Consider the following 24,940-nt stretch of genomic DNA (forward strand, 5'->3'; position numbering starts at 1 on the left):
CACCGCCACACCATCGCCAGATCATCGACCACGGCGGCCCGGTCGCATCCCGTCCGCTGCTCGGCGACTTCGCCCGCCGTACGTCCGCACGCCTGGCAGCGCGCCTCGGCGCCGGGCCGGCCGCCGCGACGGGGGTATCGCGGCCTCGGGAGGCAGGTCAGGGATGACAGTTCGGATCGGCGGCGGGGAGGGTGCCGGTGGCCAGGTAGGCGTTGACCTTGGCGTCCACGCAGGCGTTGCCGTATTCGCCGTAGATCCCGTGGGCGGTGGTGCCGCGCAGGGTGAGCAGGCGGGAGCCGGTCAGCGCCCGGTGCATGGCCTTGCTGCCCTCGTAGGTGGTGGCGGTGTCGCCGGTGGCGGACACGATCAGTGCGGGGGTGGGGTTGGCGACGTGCGTGGGACGCTCGCGCGGCTGGTTCGGCCAGAAGGCGCAGGGCCAGACGTTGTTCTTGAGGGGGCCGAAGAGGGGGTGGCGCGTACGGCTGCGCTGGACGTCGTTCCAGTAGACGTCGGGGTCGCGCGGCGCGGCGCGGTCGCCGCAGATGATCGCGGCGGCCGGGCTGGCGAGCGGGGAGCCCGCGCTGGTCAGGACGAACGCGAGGAATCCGTCGAGTTCGGGGCCGGGGTCGGCCGGGCGACCGTGCGCGGCCTCGTTCAGGGTCCGAACGGTGGAGGTGAATGCCGCGCGGGCCGCAGGGCGGTCGTCGCCGGAGCCGACGGAGAGGATGTACGGGACCGCCTGGTCGTCCACCTCGTACGGTCCGACGCGCAGCGGGCGGTCCTGCGCGGCGGCGACGATCGCGTTCACGGTGGCGAGCACGCGGGCGCGGGTGGCGCCGAGGCCATAGGTGCCGTGACGTTCGGCGACCCAGGCCGCCCAGCCGCGCAGCGCGCGTTCCGCCTCATCTTCGGTGCCCTGTGCCGCCCTGGGGCCCCACTTGTTCGGGTCGCCCGCGCTGTCCAGGACCACGCGGTCGGTGCGGCCGGGGAACATCTGGGTGTAGACCGCGCCCAGGTAGCTGCCGTAGGAGTAGCCGAGGAAGGAGATCCGGCGCTCTCCGAGGACGCGGCGCACGAGGTCGATGTCGCGGGCCGTGTCGCGCGTGTTGGCGTACGGGAGCACGTCGGCGTGGCGCCGGGCGCAGCGCTCGGCCAGGTCGTGCTGCACCGCCACCTGGTGATCGAACCGGGCGCGGGTCGGACCGGCCGAGCGGAGCCACAGTCCGATGGGCCAGCCGCAGTCGAGCGGCGTGCTGCGCCCGACGAAGCGCGGGTCCAGGCCGACGAGGTCGTAACGGGCGGCGACGTCCTTCATGGCCGCGCGCGTCTGCAGGGGCATGCCCAGCGTGCTCTCGCCGGGGCCGCCGTGGTTGAGGACCATGGTGCCGATGCGATGGGCGCGGTCGGTGGCGGGGAGGCGGGACAGCGCGAGTTTGATGGTGCGGCCGCCGGGCCTGGAGTGGTCGAGCGGGACGGTGAGTTCCGCGCACCGTGCGCCTGCCCGGTCGAGCTCCCTGCCGAGGGCGTCGTCGGGGCCCTGGGCGCAGGGCTTCCAGTCGAGCGGTGGGGGCGGGCCGCCGTCGGCCCTGGCCGGGGGCGCGAGGGCGAAGGACAGGGCGATCAGGGCGAGGGCCGGGACCAGGCGTCTGCGGGTCCGCGCATATGTCGGTTTCATGGTCGGGGACGCTATTTCGGCCGAACATCCGGCACGATACAGCTGGCCGCACACGCGTTGGTACAGCCCGCTGTAGTGTCCGGCGGGGACAGGTGAAGGATAATGATCTCCGTACGGCGTCGTGAGGAGGTGCGCATGCGTGACCGTGCGTTCTCCGGCTCGCTCTACCTACTGGGCACGCTGGCCACCGCCGTGGTCACAGCGCTCGCGTTGCCGGTGCTGCTCACGCCGCGGGCGGCTCGGCGCTGGGCGGACTGGCACCGTCAGCGGGCCGGCAGGCTGCTCGGCGTTGCGGTCGACGGGAGGCCGGGCGGACGGAGGGATCTCGTCTGGGCGCTCGCGCACGTCGCCGTCGGGTTCCCGCTCGGGCTGGCCGCCCTGATGTGCCTGGGCAACATCCTGGTCGCCGCGGTGGCGTTGCCATTGTGGTGGATGTTCCCCGCCGACACGCGTCCCACCCTGTTCCCGTTCTTCGATGTCCATGTGGGCGATTGGGAGACCGCGCTGGTCGGGGGCTCTGTTCAGATCGCCGTCCTCGGTGCGGCGGCCTGGTGGGTGCTCCCGACGCTGGCGCGACTCCACGCGCGGCTGTGCCTGGCGGTGCTCGCGCCGTCGGCCCGCGAGCGGCTCACCGAGCGGGTCGACGTGCTGACCAGGAGCCGGGTCGGCGTGGTCGACGCCCATGGCGCGGAACTCCAGCGGATCGAACGCGATCTGCACGACGGGACGCAGGCGCGCCTGGTGGCCATCGCCATGCAGTTGGGCATGGCCAAGGAGTCGCTCGCCGACGATCCGGACACGGTCGCGGCGCTGCTCACGCAGGCGCACGAGACGGCGGAGGAGGCGATGGTCGAGCTCCGCGCGGTGCTCCAGACGATCTACCCGCCGATTCTCGCCGACCGCGGGCTCGACGGGGCGTTGACGGCGCTGGCCGCGCGGTCGAGCGTGCCGGTCCACATCGAGCTCGCCGATCTGGGCGCGCTTCCGGCGACCGTGGAGGCGGTGGCCTACTACGTGATCGCCGAGGCGCTGACGAACGTGACCAAGCATGCCGCTGCCACGCGGGTGGCCCTCCGGATCGAGCGCGCTGACGACGTGCTGTCCATCGAGGTCACCGACGACGGAAGGGGCGGCGCCGACGAGGCGCGCGGCACCGGGATCGCCGGGATCTGCCGGCGGGTCGCCGCCCTGGACGGCAGGGTCCGCCTCGACAGCCCGCCGGGCGGCCCCACCGAGCTCGTCGTCCAGATGCCGTGCGCGCAGTGATCGTTCAGGAGGTCCAGTGCGGGTCGTGATCGCCGGAATCCACGTCGCGCTACGGGCCCGCGGGCCGTTGTTGTGGACCTCGTGCGAGCACGTAGACGAACAGGATCGCCATGACCACCGCGCCTGCCCACATGGCCTGCTGCCAGCCGTCGACGAAGGACTCTTGGGCGGCTCGGGTCAGCGCCTGTGCCTGGGGGCCGACCCGGTCGGCGGTGGCGAGGGCGTTGGCGACACCCTCGCGGGCGGTGCGGGCGGCGTCGTCCGGCACTCCGTCGAGCCGGGATTCGATGGCGCTGCGGTAGCCGGCGGTCAGGACCGCTCCGAGCAGTGCGACACCGAGCGCGGTGCCGAACTCCCGGGTGACGTCGTTGAGCGCGGAGGCGACACCTTGACGCTCACGCGGCAAGGCGGTGGTGATGGCCTCGGTGGAGGGCGTCATCGTCAAACCCATGCCGAGTCCCATGGCGAGCATGCCGGGCAGAATGGATAGGTAGCCGCCGTCGACGGAGACGAAGGTGGCCATGAGGACCAGCCCCGCGCCACCCAGGAAGATTCCTGAGGCCATCGTCGAGCGACTGCCGATGCGCGCGGCCACCCGCGGGGCGAGGCCGGAGGCGAACATCATCAGCAGCGCCATCGGCATGAGCGCCAGGGTGGAGCGAAGGCCGGACCAGCCGAGCACCGCCTGAAAGTACGGGAAGAGGACCACGAAGATCCCTGCCTGCACGCCGAAGACCGTCACGAGCGACACGGAACCGCTCGAAAGGCCTCGCTCGCGGAACAGCCGGACGTCGAGGAGCGGAGCCTGTCGGCGCAGTTCCCATGCCACGAAACCAGCAGCGGCGATGACGCCGACGAGGAGACTCAGGAGCGTCGCGGACGCGGTCCAGCCTCGTTCGGGGCCCTCGTGGAGGAAGAAGACGAGCCCGACCACCGCGACCACGGACGACAGCGAACCGACGGCGTCGAACCCGTGCCCTGGCGCCTCTCGCGAGTTCGGGATGGATCGCAGCGCCACGACGATGGCGACGACGACAAGCACGACCGGCAGGACGAACAGCCACCGCCAGCTCGCCAGGTCGACCAGGACAGCCGACAGGTACATCCCCAAGATGCCTCCACCGCCGGCGACACCGGTCCACACGCCGATCGCCTTGGAACGCTCCTCGTCCGGAAAGGTCGAGGTGATGACGGCGAGGGTGACCGGCATGATCATCGCCGCGCCCACGCCGCTCAGGAAACGCGCGGCGAGCATGATCTCGGACGAGGTGGCGAGGCCGGCCGCCGCACTCGCTGTTCCGAAGACGAGCAGGCCTGCGAGCAGCATCGGCCTGCGGCCCCACCGGTCGCCCATCGCGCCGAGCGGCAGGAGCAACGCGGCCAGGCTGATGGTGTAGATGTTGATGAACCACAAGACCTCGGTTTGCGAGGCGTCGAACGCGACGGTGAGCTCTGGCTGGGCGACGTTCAGTCCGGACACCGAAGCGATGACCGCCATGAGCGCGACGCAGACCCCGACCAAGATCATTCGTCGTTGTCGTGGGTCTTGGATGGTCGAAGCTCCTGAGTTCGTACTCATGGGATTCCTCTCAAGAAGACAAGGGGGATCGGCGCCGGAGCGGCGGGCCCTGGCGCTGTCGGATGGCGTGATCACCGGCGTCGGGTGGCGCGCACGACGACGTCGCGGAGGGGGATCGCTCGGCCCCCGTGACCGGTGAGCGTGCGGAGGTGCTCTTCGGCGGTGACGATCTCCCACTCCGTGTCGTCCATGCGCGTGGTGATGGCCGCGGAGGTGGCCGACGCTTCGGCGGGAGGGTGGTGCCCGTGGCCGGTAGAGCCTGGGGTGTGCAGGTGCCCCACGATGAGCAGCGTGCCGCCGGGGGCCACCCATCCGGCGATGCGGTCGTAGAACTCCAGCTGGGGCATCGCCGGGTGGGCGTAGTGGGTCATGACCAGGTCGAACTGCGCGCCCGGGCTCCAGACGCTCAGATCCGCCTCGACCCACCGCAAGCGCTCGGGGGCGCCGCTCGTCGCGGCGCGCTCGGCGGCGCGAGCAAGGGCCTCGGGCGAGATGTCGGCTGCGGTGACGTGCCAGCCGTGGGAGGCAAGCCAGATCGCCTCGGCACCGCCGCCGCACCCGGCATCCAGCGCCGTGCCCGGGGTCAGGCCACTGGTCTCACGAGCGAGGTAAGGATTGGGCGGGTTGCCGCCCATGGATCCAGAGCCCCCAGCTCGTCCCTGTTGCCAGTGTCGTTCCCAGAAGTCCTTGTCGAATTCGTACGTCATAGGTCGTCCCCCCTCGTTAGCGTGACCTCGTCGCGGCCACATGCCGACAGGTCCGCCGGCGTGCGCCCCCTCGGCGTTCTTCATGGTGCTGACAGAGATGGCGGATGCGCAAACCTTGTTGCCGAATGGCAAAATGGAGTGGTGGATGAAGCCATTGATCACACTCTTGACGCCGTCGGACCGAGGTTGAAACGCCTTCGGCTGCAACGAGACGTCACGCTCGCCGACCTCGCGGCGGAGACCGGCATCTCTACCAGCACCTTGTCCAGGCTCGAGGCAGGCCTGCGACGTCCCACGCTGGAGCAGCTGCTTCCGCTTGCTCGCGCCTACGGGGTCACACTCGACGAGCTCGTCGATGCGCCGCCGACCGGCGACCCCCGCATCAATCTGCGTCCCATCCCATGCAGCGACGGCTCGGTCATCCTGCCGCTGACCCGTAGACCCGGAGGAATCCAGGCATACAAGTTCGTCCTCCCGAGCGGAAGCGACGACGCCGAACCTGATCTGCGCACCCACGAGGGCTACGACTGGGCCTATGTCCTCAACGGAACACTCCGCCTTGTGCTCGGAGAACACGACCTCACCCTCAAGCCGGGGGAGGCCGCGGAGTTCGACACGCGCACCCCGCACTGGTTCGGGGCCACCAGCGCCGGTCCCGTCGAGTTCCTGAGTCTCATCGGCAAACAAGGCGAACGCGCGCACGTCCGTGCAGCACCGAGACATGGCCCGGCCGAGTGAGAAAGCTCAGGAACCTCACCCGCCGGCCGCCGCTCGCGACGCCGACGGCCGTCCGCCCTAGGGTTTCACGATCTCGCGCATGGGGTGCAGGCCGGCGTCGCGCGGGACGCGGTCGCCGAGCGGCCGGCTCAGTTCGACCGTGTACGGCGTGGCCGGGTTGCCCAGGCAGTTGTGGAGGTCGCCCGGGGCGCGTTCGACGCCGATGACCAGGCGTACGTCCCGGTCCGTCTCCTCCAGGCCGACCACCCGGATACGCCCGTCGGCCGACTGCCCGCTGGCGCAGGCCTGTTCGGTCACCAGCAGGTGGAGGCTGTTGCCGATGGCCGGTTTCGCCGGGTCGAGGGCGACCTCGGCGACACCCAGGTCGCCCAAGTCCCGTTGCAGGTTGCAGCCGCCCGAGCTGCGCATGTGCCAGCTCGGTCGGCCGTCCGCGGCCGGCGGGCCGAAGCGCTCGACCACCAGGAAGTCATGGGTGACCGTCGCCCTCCCGCGCTCCTCCGGCTCGTCGAACTCCTTGATGAGGGCCACGCGCTCGCCGGCCTCCTCGACGATGCGCCACTTGTCCAGGTCTTTGACCGGGCGGACCTCGTGCCCCTTGAGCGCGGCCCGCCCGTCGGGGCCGAGCTGGGTCGCCGGGCGGCCGGTGCTCATCACGTCCAGCGGAATCGGCCGGTCATGGCAGGTATAGGTGGGCTCGGCGGCGTCCGCCAGGGGTGTTCCGCAGCCGGCGACGAGGAGCAGGAGCGCGACGATTCGCTTCATGTCCTGGACGACGTGGTCATGGGCCGCCCGGTTCACAGGACAGCAGGGAAGTCGCGGCAGTAGCCGCGGGGGAGTGGCGCCCTGGCCGCGCAACAGCGCGACCTTTCGCGAGGCGGTACTCATGCGCGCCGCCGGGCGGGCAGGAGGCTCGGGCGGAGTTGCGCGGCAAGGGGATCTTGGGTCACCATCGTCGGCATGACTAGTGGAAAGGGCGTTCTCCGCCCAGGCCGTTGAGGCCCATGGAGCCGGTCGAAGAGCCGGCCCTCGAGATCGATCTCCCCGCGACCGCGCTGCTGGCGCGTCTCGCACCTCTTCCCCACCCACGGCGCGCGCGGGCGTTGGCGCTGCACGCCCGCCGCCTGGCCGGCACCCCCCATCTGCGTGTTCTCCTGGACGAGCTGTCGGCGCGGGACGAGTACGCCCGGCACACGGCACTGCATCTCGCCATGGCGGCCCGCGACCTCGGCTTTATCGAGAAGGTTCTCGCCGGACCCGACATGAGGTTGCGGCGCTCGGCCCTACGTGCCGTGCGCACGCTGCCCGTACCGGATCCGGCGGTGCGGGCCGCGCTCGACGACGCGCCCGCCGACCTGCGGCGCGCGCTGTACCGTACGCTGGTGCACGGCCGCCGGCACGCGCTGGCAGAGGCGCTGTTGCCGGACGTGCGCGCCCGATGGGGCGACCGCGAGGCGGCCGCGCTGCTGCCGGCCTGCGGATCCGCGGCGGTCCCGCGATGGTTGCCGGAGCTGGCCCACGCGGTGACGTCCTGGACGACGATGGCCAAGCGGCATGCGGGCGCGATCATGGCGGTGGCCGAGCAGGAACTGGCCACCGGCGTGCGCCCGTGGACCTGGTGGCGCCGCCGGGGCGCGGGCGTGGAGCTTGCCGCGCTCTCCGAACCGGACCGGATGATGGCACTGCTGGAACGGTACGACCTGCGTGACGTTCTCGCCCAGCTTCCCGGCGCGGTCGCCAACGCGCTGTTCAGGGCGGACGCCGTACGCGCCAGGAGGCTGTTCATCGCCGAAGCCTCCCCTCTCTGGGAAGAACCGCCGAAAGCGCTGCTTCGCCACTTGAGCTCGGCGTCGGACGCCGAACTGCTGCGGCTCGCCTCGGTCGATCATCGCTTCGACACGGTGCTGCGCCGGCTGCCGCCCGCCCGCCGGGCCACGATCTTCGAGGCGGCCGCGCAGGCGCAGGGCAGAGCCGGCCGGCTGTGGGCGATGCGGCTGCTCGGATGCCTGCCTCCCGAGCCGGCGGCGGCCGAGGCCAGGCGCATACTCGACTGGCACGCCTCGGTGTGGCACTCAGCCCGCTCCCACCTGGACAATCCGGATATCCCGCTGGAGCTCACCAGCCATCTGCCGTACGAGGAGGCGGTCGGCCCGCTGCGCGAGGCGGCCGTCGGAGGGGATCCACGGCGGCGCGGACTGGCCAGGACGCTGCTGGTACGGTGCACGGCGCGCACGCGGAACCGGGCGTTGCTCCATGACCTCCTGGCCGAGCTGGCCCTGCGCACCGTGAACGAACGGGACCCGCTTCGCCGGGACCTGCTGACCGCGCTGCTGGAGGTGCCGCCCGCGCTGCTCGACGACTCCTTCGCCGCCACGCTGGGCCGCATCGCCACCGCCGCGGCCGAGGCGCCGGACTCCTCCCCTGACACCCGGGAGGCGCTGCGCAGCCTGGCCGGCCGGGTGCTGCGGCACCACGACCCGGCCCTCGCGCCCGCGCTGGTCTCGTGGGGGATGGGCGTATACGCATCGCTGGTGGCCCGGTACGGCGCGGCGGGGCTCCCAGCGCTCGTGCCCCACCCTGACACACGTCGGCCCGCCCCCGCCCGTCGCCGCCGTCGTGATCGTGGCTTTCCCGGCACGCCCACGGATCAGCATCAGCTGGACCGGGTGCTGCGCATGGGGCAGGAGCACGACCTGCTCGCGCTGCTGCGGCCGCACCTGCGGGCGGCGCACGAGCGGGGGGACTTCGCCATGGCCGTGGCCCTCGCCCACACGCTCGGCCGACGCGGCTGGGCGCTGGCCGAACTGCAGGACGACCTGCGCGCCGCCATCTGCCAGGCACCGGAGCCTCTCGCCCGCGAGGCCGCCGACCTATGGCTGTCCCACCGACCCGGCCGCCACCGAAGGACCCCACCGCCGGAACCCGGCGCGGCCGAGCGGCCGGTGCGAGCGGGTGACGGGCGGATGGAGCGGATCGTCGGGCTCGTTCTGGAGGAGCCGTCCGCCGTGACGCTGCCCGCCGTGTGGTGTGTGGTGGCGCGGCGCCGTACTGATCTCCTCCTGCCGCTGCTCGAGCACGACTGTGGCGGCCGGTTCGCCGACCCCTCGTGGGTGCCGCCAGTCGTCGAGGGTGAGGCCCGCCGATGGACCCCTGACCAGCGCGATCGCGTACGCGCCAAGCTCGCCGCCACCGTCGGCGACGAGCGGTTGCCCGTCTCCGTCCGGGCGACGGCGGTCCAGGCGTTCGGACGGGTCGGCGGCAGGCTCGACCTCCTCGCCACCTGGGCGGACCACGAGAACACAGTGCTGGCCGAGGCCGCCGTCATGGCCATGGCGGGCGCCGACGCGATGCCCCTGCTCCTGCGGCACGCCGGCGGCCCGGCCTCCCGTGTCGCGGTGATCGCCCTGGCGCGCGCCTGCCGGTCCGGCGCCCCGTCGCGGCTGGGCCCGTTCCTGGAGCAGGCGCTGACCGCCCCCGAAAGCAAGATCACCCTGCGCAAGCTGGCCGCCCGCCGGCTCGGCCGCGACCGCCCGCCGGGCGCGGTGGAGGTGTTGCTGCGGGCATGGGCGGACCCCGGCCTGCATCGGGACGTACGCGCGACCGTGGCCGCGGTGCTGCGCGGCATGCTCGAGGACCCGCGCACCCTGGCCGCCCTGATGGAGACCCCCGGCAGGTACGCCGACGAGGTGATCCTGCGCACGCTCTTCCAGGCCCACCCGATGGAGTACGCTCCCGCCGCCCGCCCCGGCTACGCGGACCTCGTACGGCGGCTGCTCATGTCCGCCGACCTGCCCGGGGTACGTTTCCGCGGGTCGAAAGCGTTCAGTTTGTGGGCGCACTGGTACCGCGGCGGCTTCGAGGAGATCCTTGAGGCCGTGGCCGACCCGGGGGTTGACGGGCAGATCATGGAGGTGTTCCTGGCGCTGCTGCGGACGGGGGCGATCCAGTCCCGGACGCTCGACGTGCTCGCCCGGCTGGCCGCCGCCGTACCCGGCGAGAACCTGCGGGCGCCGGCGCGAACGCGCGTGACCGCCATCGCTCAAAGCCTGGCCACGATGCTGGACGAGGAGCGGCCGTGGCAGCGGCGGCTCGCCCAGGACGCGATGGACCTGCTCGCCACCCGGCCGCTCCTGCTGACCGAGGCGGTGCGGCTGGCGATAGCCCTGCTCCCCACATCGGACGCGGAATTGGGTGATGCCTTGTGTACGCTGGCCGGCCTTCTGGGGAACCGGCCGATCCTGGCGGCTCAGACTGCCAAGCGGGTAGCCGCCGAGCTGTACGACAGCTACCGGAGCCGTCCGCAGGTGCCGCCCGCCGCCACACTGCCCGCGATCCGGCGGCTGACGGCCGGCGGCGACCTGGCCGGCGCCTTGTTCGCGATCACGCTCACCCAGTGGGGCGGCGCACACACCGACTGGGCGCCCCCATGGCGGGAGATCATCCGAGACCTGCGTGATTCCCCATACCTCGAGATACGCCAGCAAGCCTGGGACACCACCGTCGGCTGAACGCCGTGCCGGCCGATCGACCTCCGGCCGGCACGACGCAACGTCCGCATCCAGGAGGAGGTCACCGGAGGCGGAGACGGCGGCTGCCAGGCGCTCGACAACACGTCGCCCGACGCCGACGCCCCAGGGTCGATCTCCCAGATCGATGACCGATCTGATCAGGCGCGGGCAGTCGGAGGGCGTGTTCGCCTTCGACTTCGGCGTCGACTGGATCGATGACGTGCTCTGGGCCCTGGTGCACAGCGGGTGCGAGGCGGCCAACCGTGGCACCCTGCCACGACACAGCCCACCTTCCCGGCACGGTCCAGGTGGTCAAAGGGGACCTCGCCCGGCCCGCTGTCGCTGCCGCATGTCGGGGACCACGGTGAGCGGATCCCAGACGGTGCCGTTGAGGCGAGTCCAGTGCAGGCCCCGGTCCGACGAGGCTGGTGCTCATGCAGCACAGCTTGCCGTTGTAGGGAGCCGCGAACTCGTGCGTGGCCGAACTGCGCGCGGCCTACGGATACGACCTCGATTTCCCGCGGATCACCGAAGTCGTCGACACGCTGTGCGCGAAGAGCCCCGAATTCGCCGAACTGTGGGCAAGGCACGAGGTGAAGGGCAAGACCCAGCAGGCGAAGAACCTCGCACACCCCGAGGTCGGCGCTCTGGAGATCCAATTCTCGGCCTTCACCGTCAACGATGCCCCGCACCAGCAGCTGGTCGTCTACCAGGCCGAGCCGGCGAGTGCCACCGCGGCTGCCTTCGCCGAACTCCGGTCCCGCGCCGACCGAGGGGAGTCCGCACAGGTGGTGCAGGAAGAATCCGGCTGGGCTCTCAGCGACACCTGACTTCCTATTTGACGCGCATACGAAATGGGCCCACGACCACCAAGGAGAATCGCCTCCCGCTACCTGCGCGAGCTGATGACACCGCCCATCGCTCGGAGTGGGGACGGCGAACGGCTCGGGCCTGGCCGGCGGTGGAACGGACGATGATCTCGCTGACATCGACGTGGCGGGGTGATCGATAGCAAAGGCGATCGCCGCCGCGCTGAATGCGGCCGCGGTCGCGACTTTGCTGCACAGATCGTCGGTGCGCGGATCGCGGACCCTTATAGCATCGAGCCATGGCCATGTCATGGCCGAGCTGTTGTTCCATGGCCTGAAGCGGTAGTCGCCACACGGACGTCGCCGGACGTTCGAATGCGCACACGCGGCTTGAGCTGTTTTTGCGGGCTGGCGTACTGCAACTCGCGCCGTCGGCATCCCGTTCCGGGTCTGTCTAGATAACGGTGTATCTCGATCTTGATTAGTTATCGGGTGGTCGGTGTCAGACGGCCCTCGAAGGTGATGGCGAAGGCGTTCAGGGCGGCTTTCCAGCGGGTGATCCAGCGCTTGCGGCCCTTGCCCGTCGGGTCCACGCTCATGATCGCACTGATTTCCGAAGTCCTGTGCACTGCATAGCGAAGGGCGGTCCCGGATTGGGAGCCGCCCTGTTCGGTTCTGGGGGTCAGCATCGTTGGACGCTGTTCAGGTAACTGTGTTGCTGCCTCTCCCTCGACATCGATGCCGACCTGTCCGCCCCGACCTGCGGTCAGGGATCATCCTTTACCAGGGGACGACGCCTTCGTCCTCGTAGAACGCGCCGGACGGGCCGTCGTTGGGCAGCGTGGCGAGCCGAATCGCAGTGGCCGCGCCCTGCTCGGGGGTGCGGGGGCCGTGGAAGCCGGTGAAGGCGGTCGCGACCAGGCCCGGGCAGGTGGCGTTGATCAGGATGTTCGTATCGGCGAGCTGCCGGGCGTACTGGACGGTCACGGCGTTGAGAAACGACTTCGACGGCGCGTAGGCCGCCATGACCGGACCGATCTCGATGTCCGGGTCGGCCTGCCTGGTCACGGAGCCGACGCTGCTGGAGATGTTGACGATGCGCGGCGAGGACGAGCGCCGCAGCAGCGGGAGCATCGCGTTCGTCACCCGGATCACGCCGATGACGTTCGTCTCCACGACCGTGCGGACCAGGTCGAGGTCGAGCGTGGTCGGGTCCTGCACCCAGCCCGGACCCATCTGTCCGGAGATGCCCGCGTTATTGACCAGCACGTCCAGCCGACCGGCCTCCCGCTCGATCAGCTCCGCGGCGCCGGCGACGCTCCGGTCGCCGGTCACGTCCAGCGGCACGCCGAACGCGTCGACCCCGGCGACGCGCAGCTTCTCGACGGCGGTCTCGCGCCGACCCGCGTCCCGCGCTCCGACGGCCACGCGGTATCCGAGGGCTCCGAGCCCGTTGGCGATCGCGTATCCGATTCCCTGGTTCGCGCCAGTGACAAGAGCGATCTTCGTTTCGTTCATGCCGTCCAGGCTCGCTCCCAGGTGGGCGCGCCGGCCAACACTGATCGAGTTCGCTGTCATACCCGGTGGGTATCGCTGGCGTACGCTGTGGCCGTGGACACCTTGGAGACTCGCGAGCTGAGATACTTCGTGGCCGTCGCCGAGGAGCTGCACTTCGGCCGGGCCGCCGAACGCCTCGGCATGGCCCAGCCGCCGCTATCGCGCGCGATCCAGCAGCTCGAACGGCGCCTCGGCGTCTGCCTCCTGGAACGCAACCGCCGTGGCGTCGCGCTGACCGATGCCGGGCAGGTGCTGCTGTCCGAGGGCCGCGCGACACTCGACGCGGCCACCGCCGCCGCCCGCCGCACCCGCCGCGCCGGCGGAGCCGACAACCCGGGCGGCGCGCGCAACCGTCTGGTGCTGGCGGTGAAGACCGCCGCAGTTCACGAACTGCTCCAGACGCTCCTCGACGCCTACGCGGCCCAGCCCGACGCCGCCGAGGTCGAGGTCCTGCAGTGCAGCATGTGCGACCAGGAAGCACGGTTGCGCGACGGCAGCGCCGACGTCGCGCTCATGCATGTGCCGTTCAACTCCCTCGCCGGGTTCGACAGCGAGGAACTCATGGCTGAGGGTCAGCTCGCCGTCCTGCCCGCCGGACACCCCCTCGCCGCGCGCGAAACCTTGTCCATGGCCGACATCAGCGACCTCCCCGACCTCCCACCAGCACGCTGGCCCAGACACGGCATCTACCCGCCCGGCCCAGGCCCCGAGATCCACGACCAGACGCAGTTGGCCCAACTGGTCGCCCTGGGCCGCACCGTCGCGGTCCTGCCGGAATCCGCGCGCGCCTGGCTGTGGTCCGAGCACGCCGCCATCCCTCTGACCGACGCGCCCCCCGTCGTCACACACATCGCCTGGCCCACGCATAGCCGCTCACCAGCCCTGGCCAGCCTGATCAGGATCGCCGTACAGCTCGGATCCTCCCGATAGAGCTCTGTCACTCCTCCCGACAGACCTCCGTCACCGCCCGCGCCGCGGCGCGAGTGAGCTTGGCGCGAGCCTCTGGAGGATCAAGCACCTCAAATGTGCTGGAGCTGTCGACCACCCACCTCGTTATCCGGTCTGGCCGCCTGGGTCGGACGAGGACTTCGACCCTCTACGCGAGGGCCCGGCACCTGACGGAGATGGCGCCGGGCCCTCGCTGCTGTGCGGCGGTCGGCCGGACCACCCGCACTATCAGCGCCGGACGGGACGCTGGCCTCAGCGTACTGAGATCGATCTCGCGAACCACTGCGGCGACTCTCGTCCGGCGTCTCCCCTCGAATGATCATGGTTTGAGTGAAGGCCGCTACGACTACGCTTTCGCCTCATGCGCGAGATATCGATCCTTCCCGTCGAGCCGGCGGACTCCGGGGAGATCCTGACCCTGCAGCGGGCCGCGTACGTGACCGAGGGTCGGCTCTACGGCAACTTCTCCCTGCCAGCCCTGGTCCAGAGCCACGATGAGCTGCGAGCCGAGCTGGCCGACTCGGTCGCCGTCAAGGCCGTACGCGACGGCCGGATCATCGGCGCCGCCCGCGCCCGGCGCGAGGACGCGTCTGGCGCATCGGCCGGATCACCGTCGCGCCCGACGCGCAGGGCCAAGGGATCGGCACTCGGCTGCTCGGCGCGCTGGAGCGGCGGGCACCGGTCGGAGTCGAGCGGTTCACGCTGTTCACCGGCCACCTGAGCACGGCCAACATCCGCCTATACCAACGCCTGGGCTACATCGAGGAGCGCCACGAAACGCTGAAGCCTGGCGTGGACCTGGTCCACATGACGAAAGCCGCATGATCGACGCCCGCCACCGCCCTGGAAAGGGACAGGCGCCGCTGCCGCTTGCGCACGATCTTCGGTTCGAAACTGCCGTCCCGATCCCGCGGCAGGCTGATCTCCACCGGCCCGACGTCGGTCAGTACCTCTTGGACCGGCTGCCGTTACGGGCGTTGCCCGTGTCGCGCCGCCGGGGAGTTCGCGCGGGGTGAAGCGGGGGCCGGTGGGTGTGCAGGGCCGGATGCGGTCGACGCGGAAGGTGCGCCAGTTCTCGCGGTCGACGTCCCAGGCCACGAGGTACCAGCGATTACGCCAGGTGACCAGGTGGTGGGGTTGTACGCGGCGGACGTTGCCGGCTGAGGTGCTCGGGCCTGGGGTGTAGTCGAAGCGCAGTTCCTCGCGGGCGTGGATGGCGCGGCTCAGGTCCACCAGGGCCTGAGTGTCGACCTGACAGGTGTCGCGGGCCGCGGGCGGTTGGACGGCGGTGATGCGCAGCAGGTCGATGCGGTGTCGTAGGCGGGACGGCATGACCTGGCGCAGGGTGGCCAGGGCGCGAGTGGCGTCTTCGGCGACGGTGGTGACGGTGGCTGCGGTCTGCAGGGCGACGGACTGGTCGTCGTCGAACAACATGGGTGGCATGTGAGCGCCGGGCTCCAGCCGCCGGCTGGTCCTTTGACGGTCCTGATCAGGTAGCCGAGTTCGCGCAGGCGGTCGATGTCACGGCGCACGGTGCGCGAGGTGATGCCCAGACGCTCGGCGAGATCCTCGCCGGACCAGGCACGCTGCGTTTCCAGCAGCGAGAGCAGCGCGAGCAGCCTGGAGGACGTTTTCTGCATGACATCCAATTCTCGCAGTACAGGACACAACCTGTCCTTTACCTCCGGCATGGTGGCATACGAGCCGTTCGGGAGGCATCGCTCCTGGTCACGGCGACCGCCACTTGGGCTTGGCCGGTCGGCGGCGTATTCGTCACGCGAAGCAAGGAGCACGTCATGTCTGTTACGACCACCACTCACCTGAACTTCCGGGGCACTGCACGTGAGGCGCTGGACTTCTACCAGTCCGTCTTCGGCGGACGTACTGTCGCGGTCACCTACAAGGACGCGGGCGCCGTGCAGAACGAGAGTGAGGCGGACTGGGTGATGTGGGGCGAGGTGGCGGGCGACAACGGCTTCCACGTCATGGCCTACGACGTGCCCTCGCACCTGCCCTGGAACCAGGGCGAAAACCCGTTCTTCGTCTCCGTACGCGGTGACGACGCCGAGGACATCAGCGCCCTGTGGGGCAAGCTCGCCGAGGGCTCGACCATCGTGCGTCCGCTGGAGCCTGCGCAGTGGGCGCCGCTGTACGGCATGCTCACCGACCGCTTCGGCGTCACCTGGGTCCTGGACGTCACCGCCCCCTACAACGGCTGAAACCAACCGGCCTGACATGCCTGTGTCGTCCGGGCCGCCGCAGCCACACGGGGCCCGGACAGCGCAGGCACCGAACACGTACAACAGCGAAAAGAAGTGGGTCACCATGCGGATGCGGAAGCTGGGACAGACCGGCATCGAAGTCAGCGCCTACTGCCTGGGCACCATGGTGTTCGGCAAGATGGGCAATCCGGACCACGGCGACTGCGTGGACATGATCCACCGTGCGCTGGATGCGGGCATCAATGTCATCGACACTGCCGACGTTTACGGTTACAGCGAGACCGAGGAGATCGTCGGAAAGGCACTCAAAGGTCGCCGCGATGAGGTCGTGCTGGCCACCAAGTTCAACGGGCCGATGGGTGACGGCCCCAACCGCAGCGGCAGCTCCCGGCGCTGGATCATCCAGGCGGTCGAGGGCTCGCTGAAGCGGCTGCAGACCGACTACATCGACCTCTACCAGATCCACCACCCCGACCCGCACACCGACATCGAGGAGACCCTCTCCGCGCTCACAGACCTTGTACATGCCGGGAAGGTCCGCGCGATCGGCTCCTCCAACCTGCCGGCCTCGGAGATCGTCGAAGCCCAGTGGGTGTCCCAGCAGCGCGGCCTGCACCGCCTGCGCGCCGAGCAGCCCACCTACTCCATGCTCAACCGTGGCATCGAGCGCGAGGTGCTGCCCACCTGCCGCCGATACGGCCTGGGCGTCTTGGTGTGGAGCCCGCTGGCCATGGGACTGCTCACCGGCCGCTACCGCAAGAACACTCCACAGCAGCCCGACAACCCGCGCATGCGGTGGGTCCCGAAGCACCTCACCGACGAGCGCAAGCTTGATGCCGTCGAGCAACTGCTGACCATCGCCGAGGAAGCCGGCCACCCTCTCACGCACCTGGCCATGGCTTTCGCCATCAGCCACCCCGACGTCACTGCCGCCATCATCGGCCCGCGCACCATGGACCAGCTCAACAACCTGCTCGCCGGCTCCACCCTTTCCTTGGGCGACGACATCCTTGACAAGATCGACACCGTCGTCCCGCCTGGCACCGACATCAGCCCTCTGGACGTCTCGTACAATCCCCTCTCCGTCGCCCTCACCGACCTGCGCCGACGCCCGCCCTACGAGCGAGCCGCAGCCTGAGAACTCCATGACCGTCCTCGACAGCCGCACCCTCAACCGCGCCACCCTCGCCCGCCAGCACCTGCTCACGCGCAGCGACACATCCGTGCCCGAGGCGGTGGCCCACCTGTGCGGCCTGCAGGCGCAAGAGCCCCAGGAACCGTTCATCGGGCTGTGGTCACGTCTATCCGACTTCAAGCCCCAACAGCTGGACGATGCGCTGACCAATCGCACCGTGGTGCGCACCCACCTGATGCGCCGCACCGTCCACCTCGTCACCTCCGACGACGCGCTCGCCTGGCGAGCCCGCCACGACACCATGCTGCGCCAGCGCGTGCTGGGCACCTACCGACGCGAACTGGCCGGCATCGACTTGGACGAGGTCGCCGCCGCGGGCCGCACGGTCATGGCCGACCAACAGCCCCGCACCATGAGGGAGCTCGTACAAGCCGTCGAAGAACGCTGGCCCGGCCCACCACGCCGGGTCCTAGGCGAGCTGCTCGTCGCAGCCCTCATCCCCATGGCCCAACTGCCGCCCCGCGGCCTGTGGCAACAGCGCGCCGGTGTACGCAACCTGCCGTTGACCACCTGGCTGCGACGGGACATCGACCCCCTGCCCGACGGGGACGGCGATCCCGTCGGGCAGCAGCTGCTGCGCCGCTACCTCGCCGCCTACGGCCCGCCGCCAGCGTGGACCTACGCGCCTGGTGCGGCCTCGCCGGCCTTCCCGCCGCTGTCAAAGCCGCCCGGGAAGAACTCGTCGTCTTCCGTGACGAACGCGGCCGCGAACTGCTCGATCTGCCCGACGCACCCCGCCCCCACCCCGACACCCCCGCCCCCGTCCGGTTCCTCCCGGCCTTCGACAACGCCATCCTCGGCTACCACGACCGCAGCCGCATCATCGACGCCCCCCACCTCGGTCTGTCCGTCGCAGGCCACCGCACCGTCCTCGTCGACGGACGCGTCACCGCCACCTGGACCGTGCGCAACCACCAACTCGACATCAGCCCACTCCGGCCCCTCACCGCCCCGGAACAAGAAGCCGTCCACGCCGAAGCCCAGGACCTGACCACCTTCCTGGACGAAGACATCGAGCACATCCAACTCGACACGAAAAACTGACGATCATGCGCTCCACGTCCCGACCTGATCGCCGGCGAAGGCGACCACCGCGACAGGCACGAGCTGTTTCAACAACCGCATGACGACTCCCTTACGTGGGGACTCCGCGACGGGGCGCCGCCGCTACAGTGCCCTTCCTCCACTTCGACACCGAGATCCGCCGGGTGATCTGCTCGACCAACGCCATCGAGTCGGTCAACGCCCGCATCCGGCGGGCGGTCAAGGCGCGCGGCCAGTTTCCGAACGAGCAGGCCGCGCTCAAGTGCGTCTACATGGCGATTATGAGCTTGGACCCGACGGGCAAGGGCCGCAGGCGCTGGATCACCCGCTGGAAAGCCGCCCTGAACGCCTTCGCCATCACCTTCGAGGGCCGCCTGACCCCGACCACCCGATAGAACCATTCAAGATCGAGATACACCGTTGTCTAGACAGACCTGAATTCCGCGTGACCTATCAGCCGCGCGGCAGGATGCCTCCCTGCCGGGCGCGCTCGTCGCCCTCGCGGTAGAGCACCAGGAGCTCGTGGAAGAGAACGCCGTCGCGAATGTCGCCGGTGGCGGTGAAGCCGGTGTCGTCGACGTAGTCGATGTGGTTGCCGGTGACGGTGTAGCGGCCGGTATAGGCGCTCTGACGGTTTCCGCGGGCCTCGTCGTAGTGGCCGTTCGGCAGCAGTTCCTGGCGGATGAATCCGTCCGCGGTCACCCACATCCCGACGTACGGGTGAGGGTCGCGGGGCGTGTCGTTGCTGGTCATGGCTCCATGGTTGGCGCAGCGGCCGGTGGCAACCAGGCCGCCGTCTCCCCAGGTGCGGGCTTCCTGGGGGCGGCGCACCCACCGTCGCGAGCGGAACGGCGCAGCGAAATCAGGGTGCCGAAATAGGCGAGTCCCCCGGATGCGGCCACCCGGAACGTGCGAGGTCGTGACCACATCCCTCCCGCTGGTGGCTGCGACATCACCACCACTGGATGGGGGCTCCGACTCGTCATTCTCCGCACCGGCAGCCTGTCCGAGCCGCCCTTGGTGCCCGTTGCGGGCCAGCGGGGCCGACCATGGGGGCCCGCGCACCTGGGGATACGGCGGCCTGGTTCCGATTCCGCCGCGCGACGAACCTGATGGTCACGCAGCTGCTGCAACTGCCGAGCATCTCCTCGTAGCAGCACCGGCGCTCCCGCTGATCGGGACCGTGAGTGCCGACATCCTGTTCGTCGGTTCCCTGATCGTGGGGGTCGGCCCCGCCATCGTCACCGCTGCGGAGGACGACAACGCCATCGTCGTCGACTGCACGGGCATGACCGTCGTCCCCGCCGTCGTGGACACCGTCGCGCTGGCCGGCGGACGCGGCCGCCGCTCGGAGTACGTCGCGACGCTGACCCCGGGTAACACCACCGACTTTCTGGTGGTGCCCGACGAACTCGCTGCCGATGTGCCGAGCGCGGTAGCCACCCTCATGTCCCGGCCGGAGCAGGTCCGCGCACTGGTCGCGGCCGGCCGGCCCGTCCTGTGGGCGGGCACCGCCGCCCCGGGCCGGACCACCGCCCCCGAGGCGGGTATCCCGGCCGCACCGGACCTGCCCGGCAGCCCACGGGTCGGCGTCTGGATCGACCGGAAGGACTTCCTGCACCAGGAGCTCACCGCCGACGGCCGCTACGACGAGACCCGGGGCGGTCGCCCACACGCCTATCAGGGCCGGTTCTGGATCGACGGGCTGAACACCCCGATTGCCTGAGCATCCGACAGCCGCCGCCGGTCGGGATGCGTCCGAGCTTCTTGATGCCGACGTGGACCAGGTCGCCGACCCGGCCGTGCTCGTAGCGGACGACCTCGCGCAGCAGCTCGCCGGTCGGCGGGTCGAGGTTACGGAGCCGATTGAGTCCTCTCCTCACCAGGATGCGGTGGACAGTCGCCGGCGCGACCGTGACGCCGTGCAGCCGCTGAAGGTCGACGGCGAGCCGCGCGGGCCCATGCTTGATCTGCCGCCGCAATGCCTCCACCAGGTCAGCGATGTCCTCGGGGGGTGCGGGCCGGGCTCGTGGCGGGGCGGGAGGATTGGTCAAGCAGGCCGTTCTCGCCGTGTGCGCGCCAGCGGGCGTGCCACTTGGCCAGGCAGCGGCGCGATAGCCCGGTCTCGGCAGCGATGTGCGCGATCGGCCGGCCAGCGTCGATCCGCAGGCACAACCGCAGACGTCCCTCGGGGGTCAGCGGTGCGTTCCGGTGCCCCTGCTGTTGGCGCTCCTGGACTCGGCGGACACGTTCATCGGGAGCCCTGGGATCTCAAGGCTCCCGCGTGAGCGGCTGTGCCTGGCGTCAACGTGCGAACTTCTCGATGGCCGCCGGGGTGACGGGGGTGAAGAAGTTGACGAGGTTGCCGTCGGGGTCGCGGAACAGCAGCGACCGGTTGCCCCAGGGCATCGTGGTGGGCTCGGAGACGAAGTCGGTGACGAAGCCGGTCAGGTTCTGGTGAATGCGGTCCACGTCGTCGACGCGGAACTCGATGATCACGCTCTGGTTGTCCGCCGGGCGGGCAGAGCCCGGGGCGAACAGTGGGACGGTGCGGGTGCTGGCGATCGCGAGGGTGGCGTTGGGGGTCTTGAGTTCGGCGAAGTCCTCGGTGGCCCACGTCGCCCGCGCCCCTGTGGCTCGCTCGTAGAACTCGACAAGGCGCGCTACGTCGCTGGTGATGATGCGGATCGAGACGAAGTCCATGGGAATCTCCTTGGCTGTGCTGCAGGCGTGCACGTCGCAGATTAGGAGAAATAGTGGACAGAATCGGTCCTGTATTCGCGTTAGGCTGCGAACATGCCTCGACCCACCGGCCGCGTGCTGACACTCCTGGAGCTGCTGCAGTCGGGCGGCACCCGGACGGTGGCCGAACTCGCCGACCGGCTCGGCGTCGAAGGGCGCACCGTGCGGCGGTATGTGGACCAGCTGATCGACCTGGACGTGCCCGTGGAATCGGTGCGCGGCCGCTACGGCGGGTATCGGCTCGCCCCCGGGTACCGCTTGCCTCCGCTCATGCTCAGCGACGACGAGGCGTTGGCCGTGCTGCTCGGCCTGGTCGCCGGCCGACGAGCAGGGTTGACGACGACGCAGCACACGGCAAGCGAGACGGCATCGGCGAAGATCCGGCGGGTGCTGCCCAAGCACGTCGCCCGCCGGCTCGACACGCTCCTGGAAGCTCTCGCCTTCACGGATCAGCCCGGTGAGTCCGCCACCCCGGACGCCGGCGTCCTGCTCACCATCGCCGATGCGGTACGCCACCGCCGACCGGTCTCGATCAGATACACCGACCGCGACGGCCGGCGCAGCGAACGCACGCTACACGCGTACGGGATCGTCGCCCATGCGGGCCGGTGGTACGTCACGGGCAAGGACGCCCAGATCGGCGAGGACCGAACCTTCCGGCTCGATCGCATCGCAGACGCGAGGACCCTGCCCGGCTCATTCGAGGCGCCCGTGGGTCCCGATCCGGCACAGCGTGTGTTGTCAGCGTTCGCCACGGCTGAGTACCGGCATGAGGTGACCTTGCGGATCCACGGGACGGTCGGGCAGATCCGTGCCCGCCTTCCCGCCAGCGTCGCGAGCCTGGAGGAGTACGCGCCCGTGGCAGGCGAGGACCGGGCGACCGAGCGCTGGCTGCGCGTCGAGCTGCGGGTGGAGCGGCTCGACTGGTTGCCTCCGGTACTCGCCTCACTCGACCGTCCGTTCGTCATCGAGCGCCCCGATGAACTGCGCAACCTCGTCATCGGGCTCGCCCAACGCCTCGCGTCCTACGCCCGCAGCGAGGAACCAATGTCGTGAGATGGCACAGCTAAAGACCTCGGTGCGCGGGTTCCCCCATGAGAGCACTTCAGCAATCGCGAACTCCCGGGGGATCGGGCGGGGCAGAGGTTCGTCGCGGCGTCGGGCGTTATCGCGCAGGTGGTTGGTGGTGGTTGGGTACAGCGGGACCAGCAGGGACCTGCCAAACTTGGAGCCTCGAACGGTCAGGACGGCGTCGGTCCCCGCGCAGCCCCGCCAAGTACGCGCACGCCTCAACATGCAGCCCGAGATCCTCATCGACCGCCACCCACGACACCGGCTCGTCCGCGGCCACCGCGCTCAGATCGGTAGTACCGAGGCAGTGCACCTGACATGACTGACTACCTACAGTCACCCTGAGCCGCGACCAGGTGGCCCGCTGGGCGGGCTTCTTGAGCCGGGGACGGAAAGCGCGCCATCTTCTGGAAGCACTTCAACGCCAGCACCAGCGCGAAGCACGACTCCGGGCGCCCAGTCCACCTCTTCCGGTGAAGGCGTGAAGAACACGTGCAGCACCCGCGCCGACGTCAGCCGCTTGAACTGCGGATAGGCGGTCCGCTCGATCCACGTCATCCCAAGGCATTCCCTCGCCTCGATCGCGGCGTTCAGACGCCGAAACCGTAGCGACGATCAACTCCAACAGAGGACTTGGTCACCAAACCGCAATCAAACCCGAGCGGAGGGTCACATCATCCGTGGAACACCCCTCTGACCAGCAGCTCAGCAGCCCACTGTCCCCTTTCTCCCGTACTTGGTCTGCCCCCCTGTAGACCGCCGGTGTCCGCCGGCACACAGGGCGGTAGGCGACGGCTGAGCTCCTGGCGAACAGCGCGGGCGTTGGCGCTCAGCCACTCATGCGCTATATATGTAGCGATACATATGTAGCGAATGGAGGGCGCTATGCACGACGTCGTCATCGTGGGAGCCGGCCCCACCGGGCTGATGGCCGCCTGCGAGCTCGCTCTGGCGGGCGTGTCCTGCACGATCGTGGACAAGCGTGGCAGCGAGTCCAACGTCACGCGGGCTTTCGGTCTGCACGCCCGGGCCCTGGAACTGCTCGACGCCCGAGGCATGGGCGACGAACTGGTCGCGGGAGGCAACCCGCTCAGGACGGTGTATCCCGCCTACGCCTCACGGGTCGACTTCGGGCGGCTCGACACGCGGTATCCGATGCTACTGCTCGTGCCTCAAAACGGCACGGAGAAGCTCCTTCAGCAGCGGGCCGCCGAACTCGGTGTACAGATCCGCCGCAACGCCGATGTGGTCGGCCTGACCCAGGACGCCGAGTCCGTACGGCTGAGGCTTGAGGACGGAGGCGAGCTGGAGGCCAGGTACGTCGTCGGCGCCGACGGCGCTCACAGCACCGTCCGCGACCTCGTCGACGTGGGCTTCGCCGGCGCGGCCTACAGCCTGCCCATGCTGCTGGCCGACGTCCGCATCCCCACCTCCGAGCCGCCGCCCATCACGCAGGTCGGCACCCAGGGCGTGGTGGTGACCCTCCCGTTCGGCGACGGCTGGTTCAGGGTCGGCGCGTGGCTGCGGGAAGAGCAGAACGACCCAGGCTTCGCCCTCATCCGCGAGGCGTTTCGGCGTATCGCCGGCACCGACTACGGGATGAGTGAGCCGCGCTGGTTCTCCCGCTTCGTCGCCGAGCGCAGGCAGGCCCGCAGCTACCGATCAGGACGGGTCTTCCTGATCGGGGATGCCGCCCATGTGAACTCGCCCATCGGCGGCCAGGGCATGAACACCGGCATCCAGGACGCCGTCAACCTGGGTTGGAAGCTCGCCGCCACGCTGCACGGCTGGGCGCCGACCTGGCTGCTCGACACCTACCACGCCGAGCGGCACCCCGTCGGCTCCGCCGTCCTGGCCATGACCGACCACCTCACCGGACTGGTACTCAGCGGCTCACGAGTGCGCCTGGAAATCAACCGGCGCATCATGGCGACCCTGCTCCACACCGGTCCCGGCCGCCGCCGCATCCTCGGAAGGCTGTCCGGCCTGGAGTTCGCCTACCCGCCCAGCGAGCCGGACGCACACCCGCTGGCCGGGCGCCGCGCCGCCGACGGCCCGACAGACGCCGGCCGTCTGTATGAGGTGCTGCGCGCAGGCACATTCGTTCTGCTCTCCGACGAGGGCGTGCCCACCCCTTGGCGCGATCGCGTACGGCACGCCACGCCCCTTCGTGGCACCCGGCCCGAGGCGACACTGATCCGCCCAGACGGCTACGTGGCCTGGGCCGGGGATCACACCGGTATCGAAGCGGCTCTGGTGAAATGGTGTGGCCCATCCGACCTTGCCGATCTGAAAGGAAACCGTGCCACCGCCTAACCCACAGCGCCGCGACCACCTGGCAGACGCGGCCATCACAGTGCTGGCCGAGCAAGGGTCACGCGGGCTGACCCACCGGGCCGTCGACACCGCCGCCGCCGTACCGGCCGGCACCACCTCGCGCTACTTCCGCACCCGCGACGCGCTCCTCAACGGGGTCATCGAGCGGATCACCCACCGGCTCGGCGAGCGTGTGGACGCCTATACCGTCTGTCCGATCTCGCCCGCCGATCTGGAGGAGGCGCTGGTCGCCGTCCTGACCGCGATGCTGACCGACGGCCGGCACGATCCGCTGGCCCTGTTCGAGCTGCACCTGGAGAGCACCAGAAATCCCCGCCTGCGACACACGCTGACCGACGCCCTGCACGGCCGAAGCGATCTCATCGTCCGCCAATGCCGCGCCGCCGGAATCGACATCAGCCAGGACGACGCCATGCTCCTGGAGATGAGCGTGCTGGGCATCCTGTTCACCACCCTCACCACTGGCACCCCCGAGTCCCCAAGCGAGCCGATCCGCACCGCCGTACGGGCTCTTCTGGCCCACTATCAAACGCCGACAGCTGCAG

At 70.1% G+C, this 24,940-nt stretch carries 20 protein-coding genes and 6 pseudogenes; 14 read left to right on the forward strand and 12 right to left on the reverse strand.

Features of this window, described 5'->3' with window-relative positions; genetic code table 11:
• Positions 1-157: 157 nt before the first annotated feature.
• Complete coding sequence (locus AC3EO4_RS40235; RefSeq protein ID WP_379580738.1) at positions 158-1,675, reverse strand: alpha/beta hydrolase; 1,518 nt, start codon at positions 1,673-1,675, stop codon at positions 158-160.
• A 135-nt stretch (positions 1,676-1,810) separates the two neighbouring features.
• Here AC3EO4_RS40235 and AC3EO4_RS40240 point away from each other — a divergent pair, with 135 nt between their 5' ends.
• Positions 1,811-2,941 carry a sensor histidine kinase gene (locus tag AC3EO4_RS40240; RefSeq protein WP_431900700.1) on the forward strand — a complete coding sequence of 377 codons (1,131 nt, stop codon included), beginning with the start codon at positions 1,811-1,813 and terminating at the stop codon, positions 2,939-2,941.
• A 49-nt stretch (positions 2,942-2,990) separates the two neighbouring features.
• Here the strand turns inward: AC3EO4_RS40240 and AC3EO4_RS40245 are convergent, their stop codons facing one another.
• A complete protein-coding gene (locus AC3EO4_RS40245) occupies positions 2,991-4,469 on the reverse strand; it encodes an MFS transporter (RefSeq protein WP_431900702.1) in 1,479 nt (492 codons plus the stop codon).
• Between the two features lie 122 nt (positions 4,470-4,591).
• Positions 4,592-5,227, reverse strand: coding sequence for a class I SAM-dependent methyltransferase (locus tag AC3EO4_RS40250; RefSeq protein ID WP_379580740.1), 636 nt, complete (start codon positions 5,225-5,227; stop codon positions 4,592-4,594).
• A 141-nt stretch (positions 5,228-5,368) separates the two neighbouring features.
• Here AC3EO4_RS40250 and AC3EO4_RS40255 point away from each other — a divergent pair, with 141 nt between their 5' ends.
• Complete coding sequence (locus AC3EO4_RS40255) at positions 5,369-5,965, forward strand: helix-turn-helix domain-containing protein (RefSeq protein WP_379580741.1); 597 nt, start codon at positions 5,369-5,371, stop codon at positions 5,963-5,965.
• A 57-nt stretch (positions 5,966-6,022) separates the two neighbouring features.
• Here the strand turns inward: AC3EO4_RS40255 and AC3EO4_RS40260 are convergent, their stop codons facing one another.
• Positions 6,023-6,727, reverse strand: coding sequence for a hypothetical protein (locus AC3EO4_RS40260; protein ID WP_431900707.1), 705 nt, complete (start codon positions 6,725-6,727; stop codon positions 6,023-6,025).
• 239 nt (positions 6,728-6,966) lie between these two features.
• Between AC3EO4_RS40260 and AC3EO4_RS40265 the strand changes: the two genes are divergently transcribed.
• Together AC3EO4_RS40265 and AC3EO4_RS40270 are read left to right on the forward strand one after the other, a co-directional pair.
• On the forward strand, positions 6,967-10,470 hold the full coding sequence (locus AC3EO4_RS40265; protein ID WP_431900709.1) for a hypothetical protein: 3,504 nt from the start codon (positions 6,967-6,969) through the stop codon (positions 10,468-10,470).
• Positions 10,471-10,943: 473 nt separating this feature from the next.
• A pseudogene (locus AC3EO4_RS40270) lies at positions 10,944-11,300 on the forward strand (MmyB family transcriptional regulator); the annotation flags it as partial.
• A gap of 464 nt (positions 11,301-11,764) precedes the next feature.
• On the opposite strand, the gene AC3EO4_RS40275 reads toward AC3EO4_RS40270, so the two are convergent.
• Complete coding sequence (locus tag AC3EO4_RS40275; protein WP_431900739.1) at positions 11,765-11,968, reverse strand: hypothetical protein; 204 nt, start codon at positions 11,966-11,968, stop codon at positions 11,765-11,767.
• Positions 11,969-12,059: 91 nt separating this feature from the next.
• Positions 12,060-12,797, reverse strand: a complete 738-nt coding sequence (locus AC3EO4_RS40280; protein WP_431900711.1) for an SDR family oxidoreductase — start codon at positions 12,795-12,797, stop codon at positions 12,060-12,062.
• A gap of 93 nt (positions 12,798-12,890) precedes the next feature.
• Here AC3EO4_RS40280 and AC3EO4_RS40285 point away from each other — a divergent pair, with 93 nt between their 5' ends.
• Positions 12,891-13,766: a LysR family transcriptional regulator gene (locus tag AC3EO4_RS40285; protein ID WP_431900713.1), complete on the forward strand. Its 876-nt coding sequence runs from the start codon at positions 12,891-12,893 to the stop codon at positions 13,764-13,766.
• Positions 13,767-14,390: 624 nt separating this feature from the next.
• On the forward strand, positions 14,391-14,609 hold the full coding sequence (locus tag AC3EO4_RS40290) for a GNAT family N-acetyltransferase (protein ID WP_379580791.1): 219 nt from the start codon (positions 14,391-14,393) through the stop codon (positions 14,607-14,609).
• Here AC3EO4_RS40290 and AC3EO4_RS40295 read toward each other — a convergent pair.
• The 3 genes and pseudogenes from AC3EO4_RS40295 to AC3EO4_RS40305 form a co-directional block, all read right to left on the reverse strand.
• Positions 14,582-14,763: pseudogene (locus AC3EO4_RS40295) on the reverse strand (transposase); the annotation flags it as partial. The gene AC3EO4_RS40290 and the pseudogene AC3EO4_RS40295 sit on opposite strands and share 28 nt — an antisense overlap.
• 116 nt (positions 14,764-14,879) lie before the next feature.
• A pseudogene (locus tag AC3EO4_RS40300) lies at positions 14,880-15,116 on the reverse strand (WYL domain-containing protein); the annotation flags it as partial.
• Positions 15,008-15,475 carry a helix-turn-helix transcriptional regulator gene (locus AC3EO4_RS40305; RefSeq protein ID WP_431900716.1) on the reverse strand — a complete coding sequence of 156 codons (468 nt, stop codon included), beginning with the start codon at positions 15,473-15,475 and terminating at the stop codon, positions 15,008-15,010. The pseudogene AC3EO4_RS40300 and the gene AC3EO4_RS40305, both read right to left, overlap by 109 nt.
• A gap of 105 nt (positions 15,476-15,580) precedes the next feature.
• Between AC3EO4_RS40305 and AC3EO4_RS40310 the strand changes: the two genes are divergently transcribed.
• From AC3EO4_RS40310 to AC3EO4_RS40325, 4 genes and pseudogenes are all read left to right on the forward strand, one after another.
• Positions 15,581-16,003, forward strand: coding sequence for a VOC family protein (locus AC3EO4_RS40310; protein ID WP_379580748.1), 423 nt, complete (start codon positions 15,581-15,583; stop codon positions 16,001-16,003).
• A 106-nt stretch (positions 16,004-16,109) separates the two neighbouring features.
• Positions 16,110-17,144: an aldo/keto reductase gene (locus AC3EO4_RS40315; protein WP_431900719.1), complete on the forward strand. Its 1,035-nt coding sequence runs from the start codon at positions 16,110-16,112 to the stop codon at positions 17,142-17,144.
• Between the two features lie 97 nt (positions 17,145-17,241).
• A pseudogene (locus AC3EO4_RS40320) lies at positions 17,242-18,245 on the forward strand (winged helix DNA-binding domain-containing protein).
• Between the two features lie 119 nt (positions 18,246-18,364).
• A pseudogene (locus AC3EO4_RS40325) lies at positions 18,365-18,640 on the forward strand (transposase); the annotation flags it as partial.
• A gap of 58 nt (positions 18,641-18,698) precedes the next feature.
• On the opposite strand, the gene AC3EO4_RS40330 reads toward AC3EO4_RS40325, so the two are convergent.
• A complete protein-coding gene (locus AC3EO4_RS40330; RefSeq protein WP_431900721.1) occupies positions 18,699-18,998 on the reverse strand; it encodes an Atu4866 domain-containing protein in 300 nt (99 codons plus the stop codon).
• A 430-nt stretch (positions 18,999-19,428) separates the two neighbouring features.
• Between AC3EO4_RS40330 and AC3EO4_RS40335 the strand changes: the two genes are divergently transcribed.
• Complete coding sequence (locus AC3EO4_RS40335; RefSeq protein ID WP_431900723.1) at positions 19,429-19,971, forward strand: Atu4866 domain-containing protein; 543 nt, start codon at positions 19,429-19,431, stop codon at positions 19,969-19,971.
• Positions 19,972-20,240: 269 nt separating this feature from the next.
• On the opposite strand, the pseudogene AC3EO4_RS40340 reads toward AC3EO4_RS40335, so the two are convergent.
• A pseudogene (locus tag AC3EO4_RS40340) lies at positions 20,241-20,450 on the reverse strand (helix-turn-helix domain-containing protein); the annotation flags it as partial.
• Between the two features lie 99 nt (positions 20,451-20,549).
• A complete protein-coding gene (locus tag AC3EO4_RS40345; RefSeq protein ID WP_379580753.1) occupies positions 20,550-20,948 on the reverse strand; it encodes a VOC family protein in 399 nt (132 codons plus the stop codon).
• Between the two features lie 93 nt (positions 20,949-21,041).
• On the opposite strand from AC3EO4_RS40345, the gene AC3EO4_RS40350 reads away from it, so the two are divergent.
• From AC3EO4_RS40350 to AC3EO4_RS40360, 3 genes are all read left to right on the forward strand, one after another.
• Positions 21,042-22,043, forward strand: coding sequence for a helix-turn-helix transcriptional regulator (locus AC3EO4_RS40350; protein ID WP_379580754.1), 1,002 nt, complete (start codon positions 21,042-21,044; stop codon positions 22,041-22,043).
• Between the two features lie 900 nt (positions 22,044-22,943).
• Positions 22,944-24,374 carry an FAD-dependent monooxygenase gene (locus tag AC3EO4_RS40355; RefSeq protein WP_379580756.1) on the forward strand — a complete coding sequence of 477 codons (1,431 nt, stop codon included), beginning with the start codon at positions 22,944-22,946 and terminating at the stop codon, positions 24,372-24,374.
• Positions 24,361-24,940, forward strand: a 580-nt coding sequence (locus AC3EO4_RS40360) for a TetR/AcrR family transcriptional regulator (protein WP_431900727.1), incomplete at its 3' end; no start/stop codon positions are given. The genes AC3EO4_RS40355 and AC3EO4_RS40360, both read left to right, overlap by 14 nt.

The organism is Nonomuraea sp. bgisy101, from assembly GCF_057708945.1.

Bases quoted from the DNA above. Each gene is read 5' to 3' on its own strand.
- AC3EO4_RS40350 (WP_379580754.1), top strand. From the start codon at position 21,042: ATGCCTCGACCCACCGGCCGCGTGCTGACACTCCTGGAGCTGCTGCAG.
- AC3EO4_RS40235 (WP_379580738.1), bottom strand. From the start codon at position 1,675: ATGAAACCGACATATGCGCGGACCCGCAGACGCCTGGTCCCGGCCCTC.
- AC3EO4_RS40280 (WP_431900711.1), bottom strand. From the start codon at position 12,797: ATGAACGAAACGAAGATCGCTCTTGTCACTGGCGCGAACCAGGGAATC.
- AC3EO4_RS40330 (WP_431900721.1), bottom strand. From the start codon at position 18,998: ATGACCAGCAACGACACGCCCCGCGACCCTCACCCGTACGTCGGGATG.
- AC3EO4_RS40250 (WP_379580740.1), bottom strand. From the start codon at position 5,227: ATGACGTACGAATTCGACAAGGACTTCTGGGAACGACACTGGCAACAG.
- AC3EO4_RS40245 (WP_431900702.1), bottom strand. From the start codon at position 4,469: ATGATCTTGGTCGGGGTCTGCGTCGCGCTCATGGCGGTCATCGCTTCG.
- AC3EO4_RS40345 (WP_379580753.1), bottom strand. From the start codon at position 20,948: ATGGACTTCGTCTCGATCCGCATCATCACCAGCGACGTAGCGCGCCTT.
- AC3EO4_RS40305 (WP_431900716.1), bottom strand. From the start codon at position 15,475: ATGCCGGAGGTAAAGGACAGGTTGTGTCCTGTACTGCGAGAATTGGAT.
- AC3EO4_RS40310 (WP_379580748.1), top strand. From the start codon at position 15,581: ATGTCTGTTACGACCACCACTCACCTGAACTTCCGGGGCACTGCACGT.
- AC3EO4_RS40355 (WP_379580756.1), top strand. From the start codon at position 22,944: ATGCACGACGTCGTCATCGTGGGAGCCGGCCCCACCGGGCTGATGGCC.
- AC3EO4_RS40260 (WP_431900707.1), bottom strand. From the start codon at position 6,727: ATGAAGCGAATCGTCGCGCTCCTGCTCCTCGTCGCCGGCTGCGGAACA.
- AC3EO4_RS40265 (WP_431900709.1), top strand. From the start codon at position 6,967: ATGGAGCCGGTCGAAGAGCCGGCCCTCGAGATCGATCTCCCCGCGACC.
- AC3EO4_RS40275 (WP_431900739.1), bottom strand. From the start codon at position 11,968: ATGCTGACCCCCAGAACCGAACAGGGCGGCTCCCAATCCGGGACCGCC.
- AC3EO4_RS40240 (WP_431900700.1), top strand. From the start codon at position 1,811: ATGCGTGACCGTGCGTTCTCCGGCTCGCTCTACCTACTGGGCACGCTG.
- AC3EO4_RS40315 (WP_431900719.1), top strand. From the start codon at position 16,110: ATGCGGATGCGGAAGCTGGGACAGACCGGCATCGAAGTCAGCGCCTAC.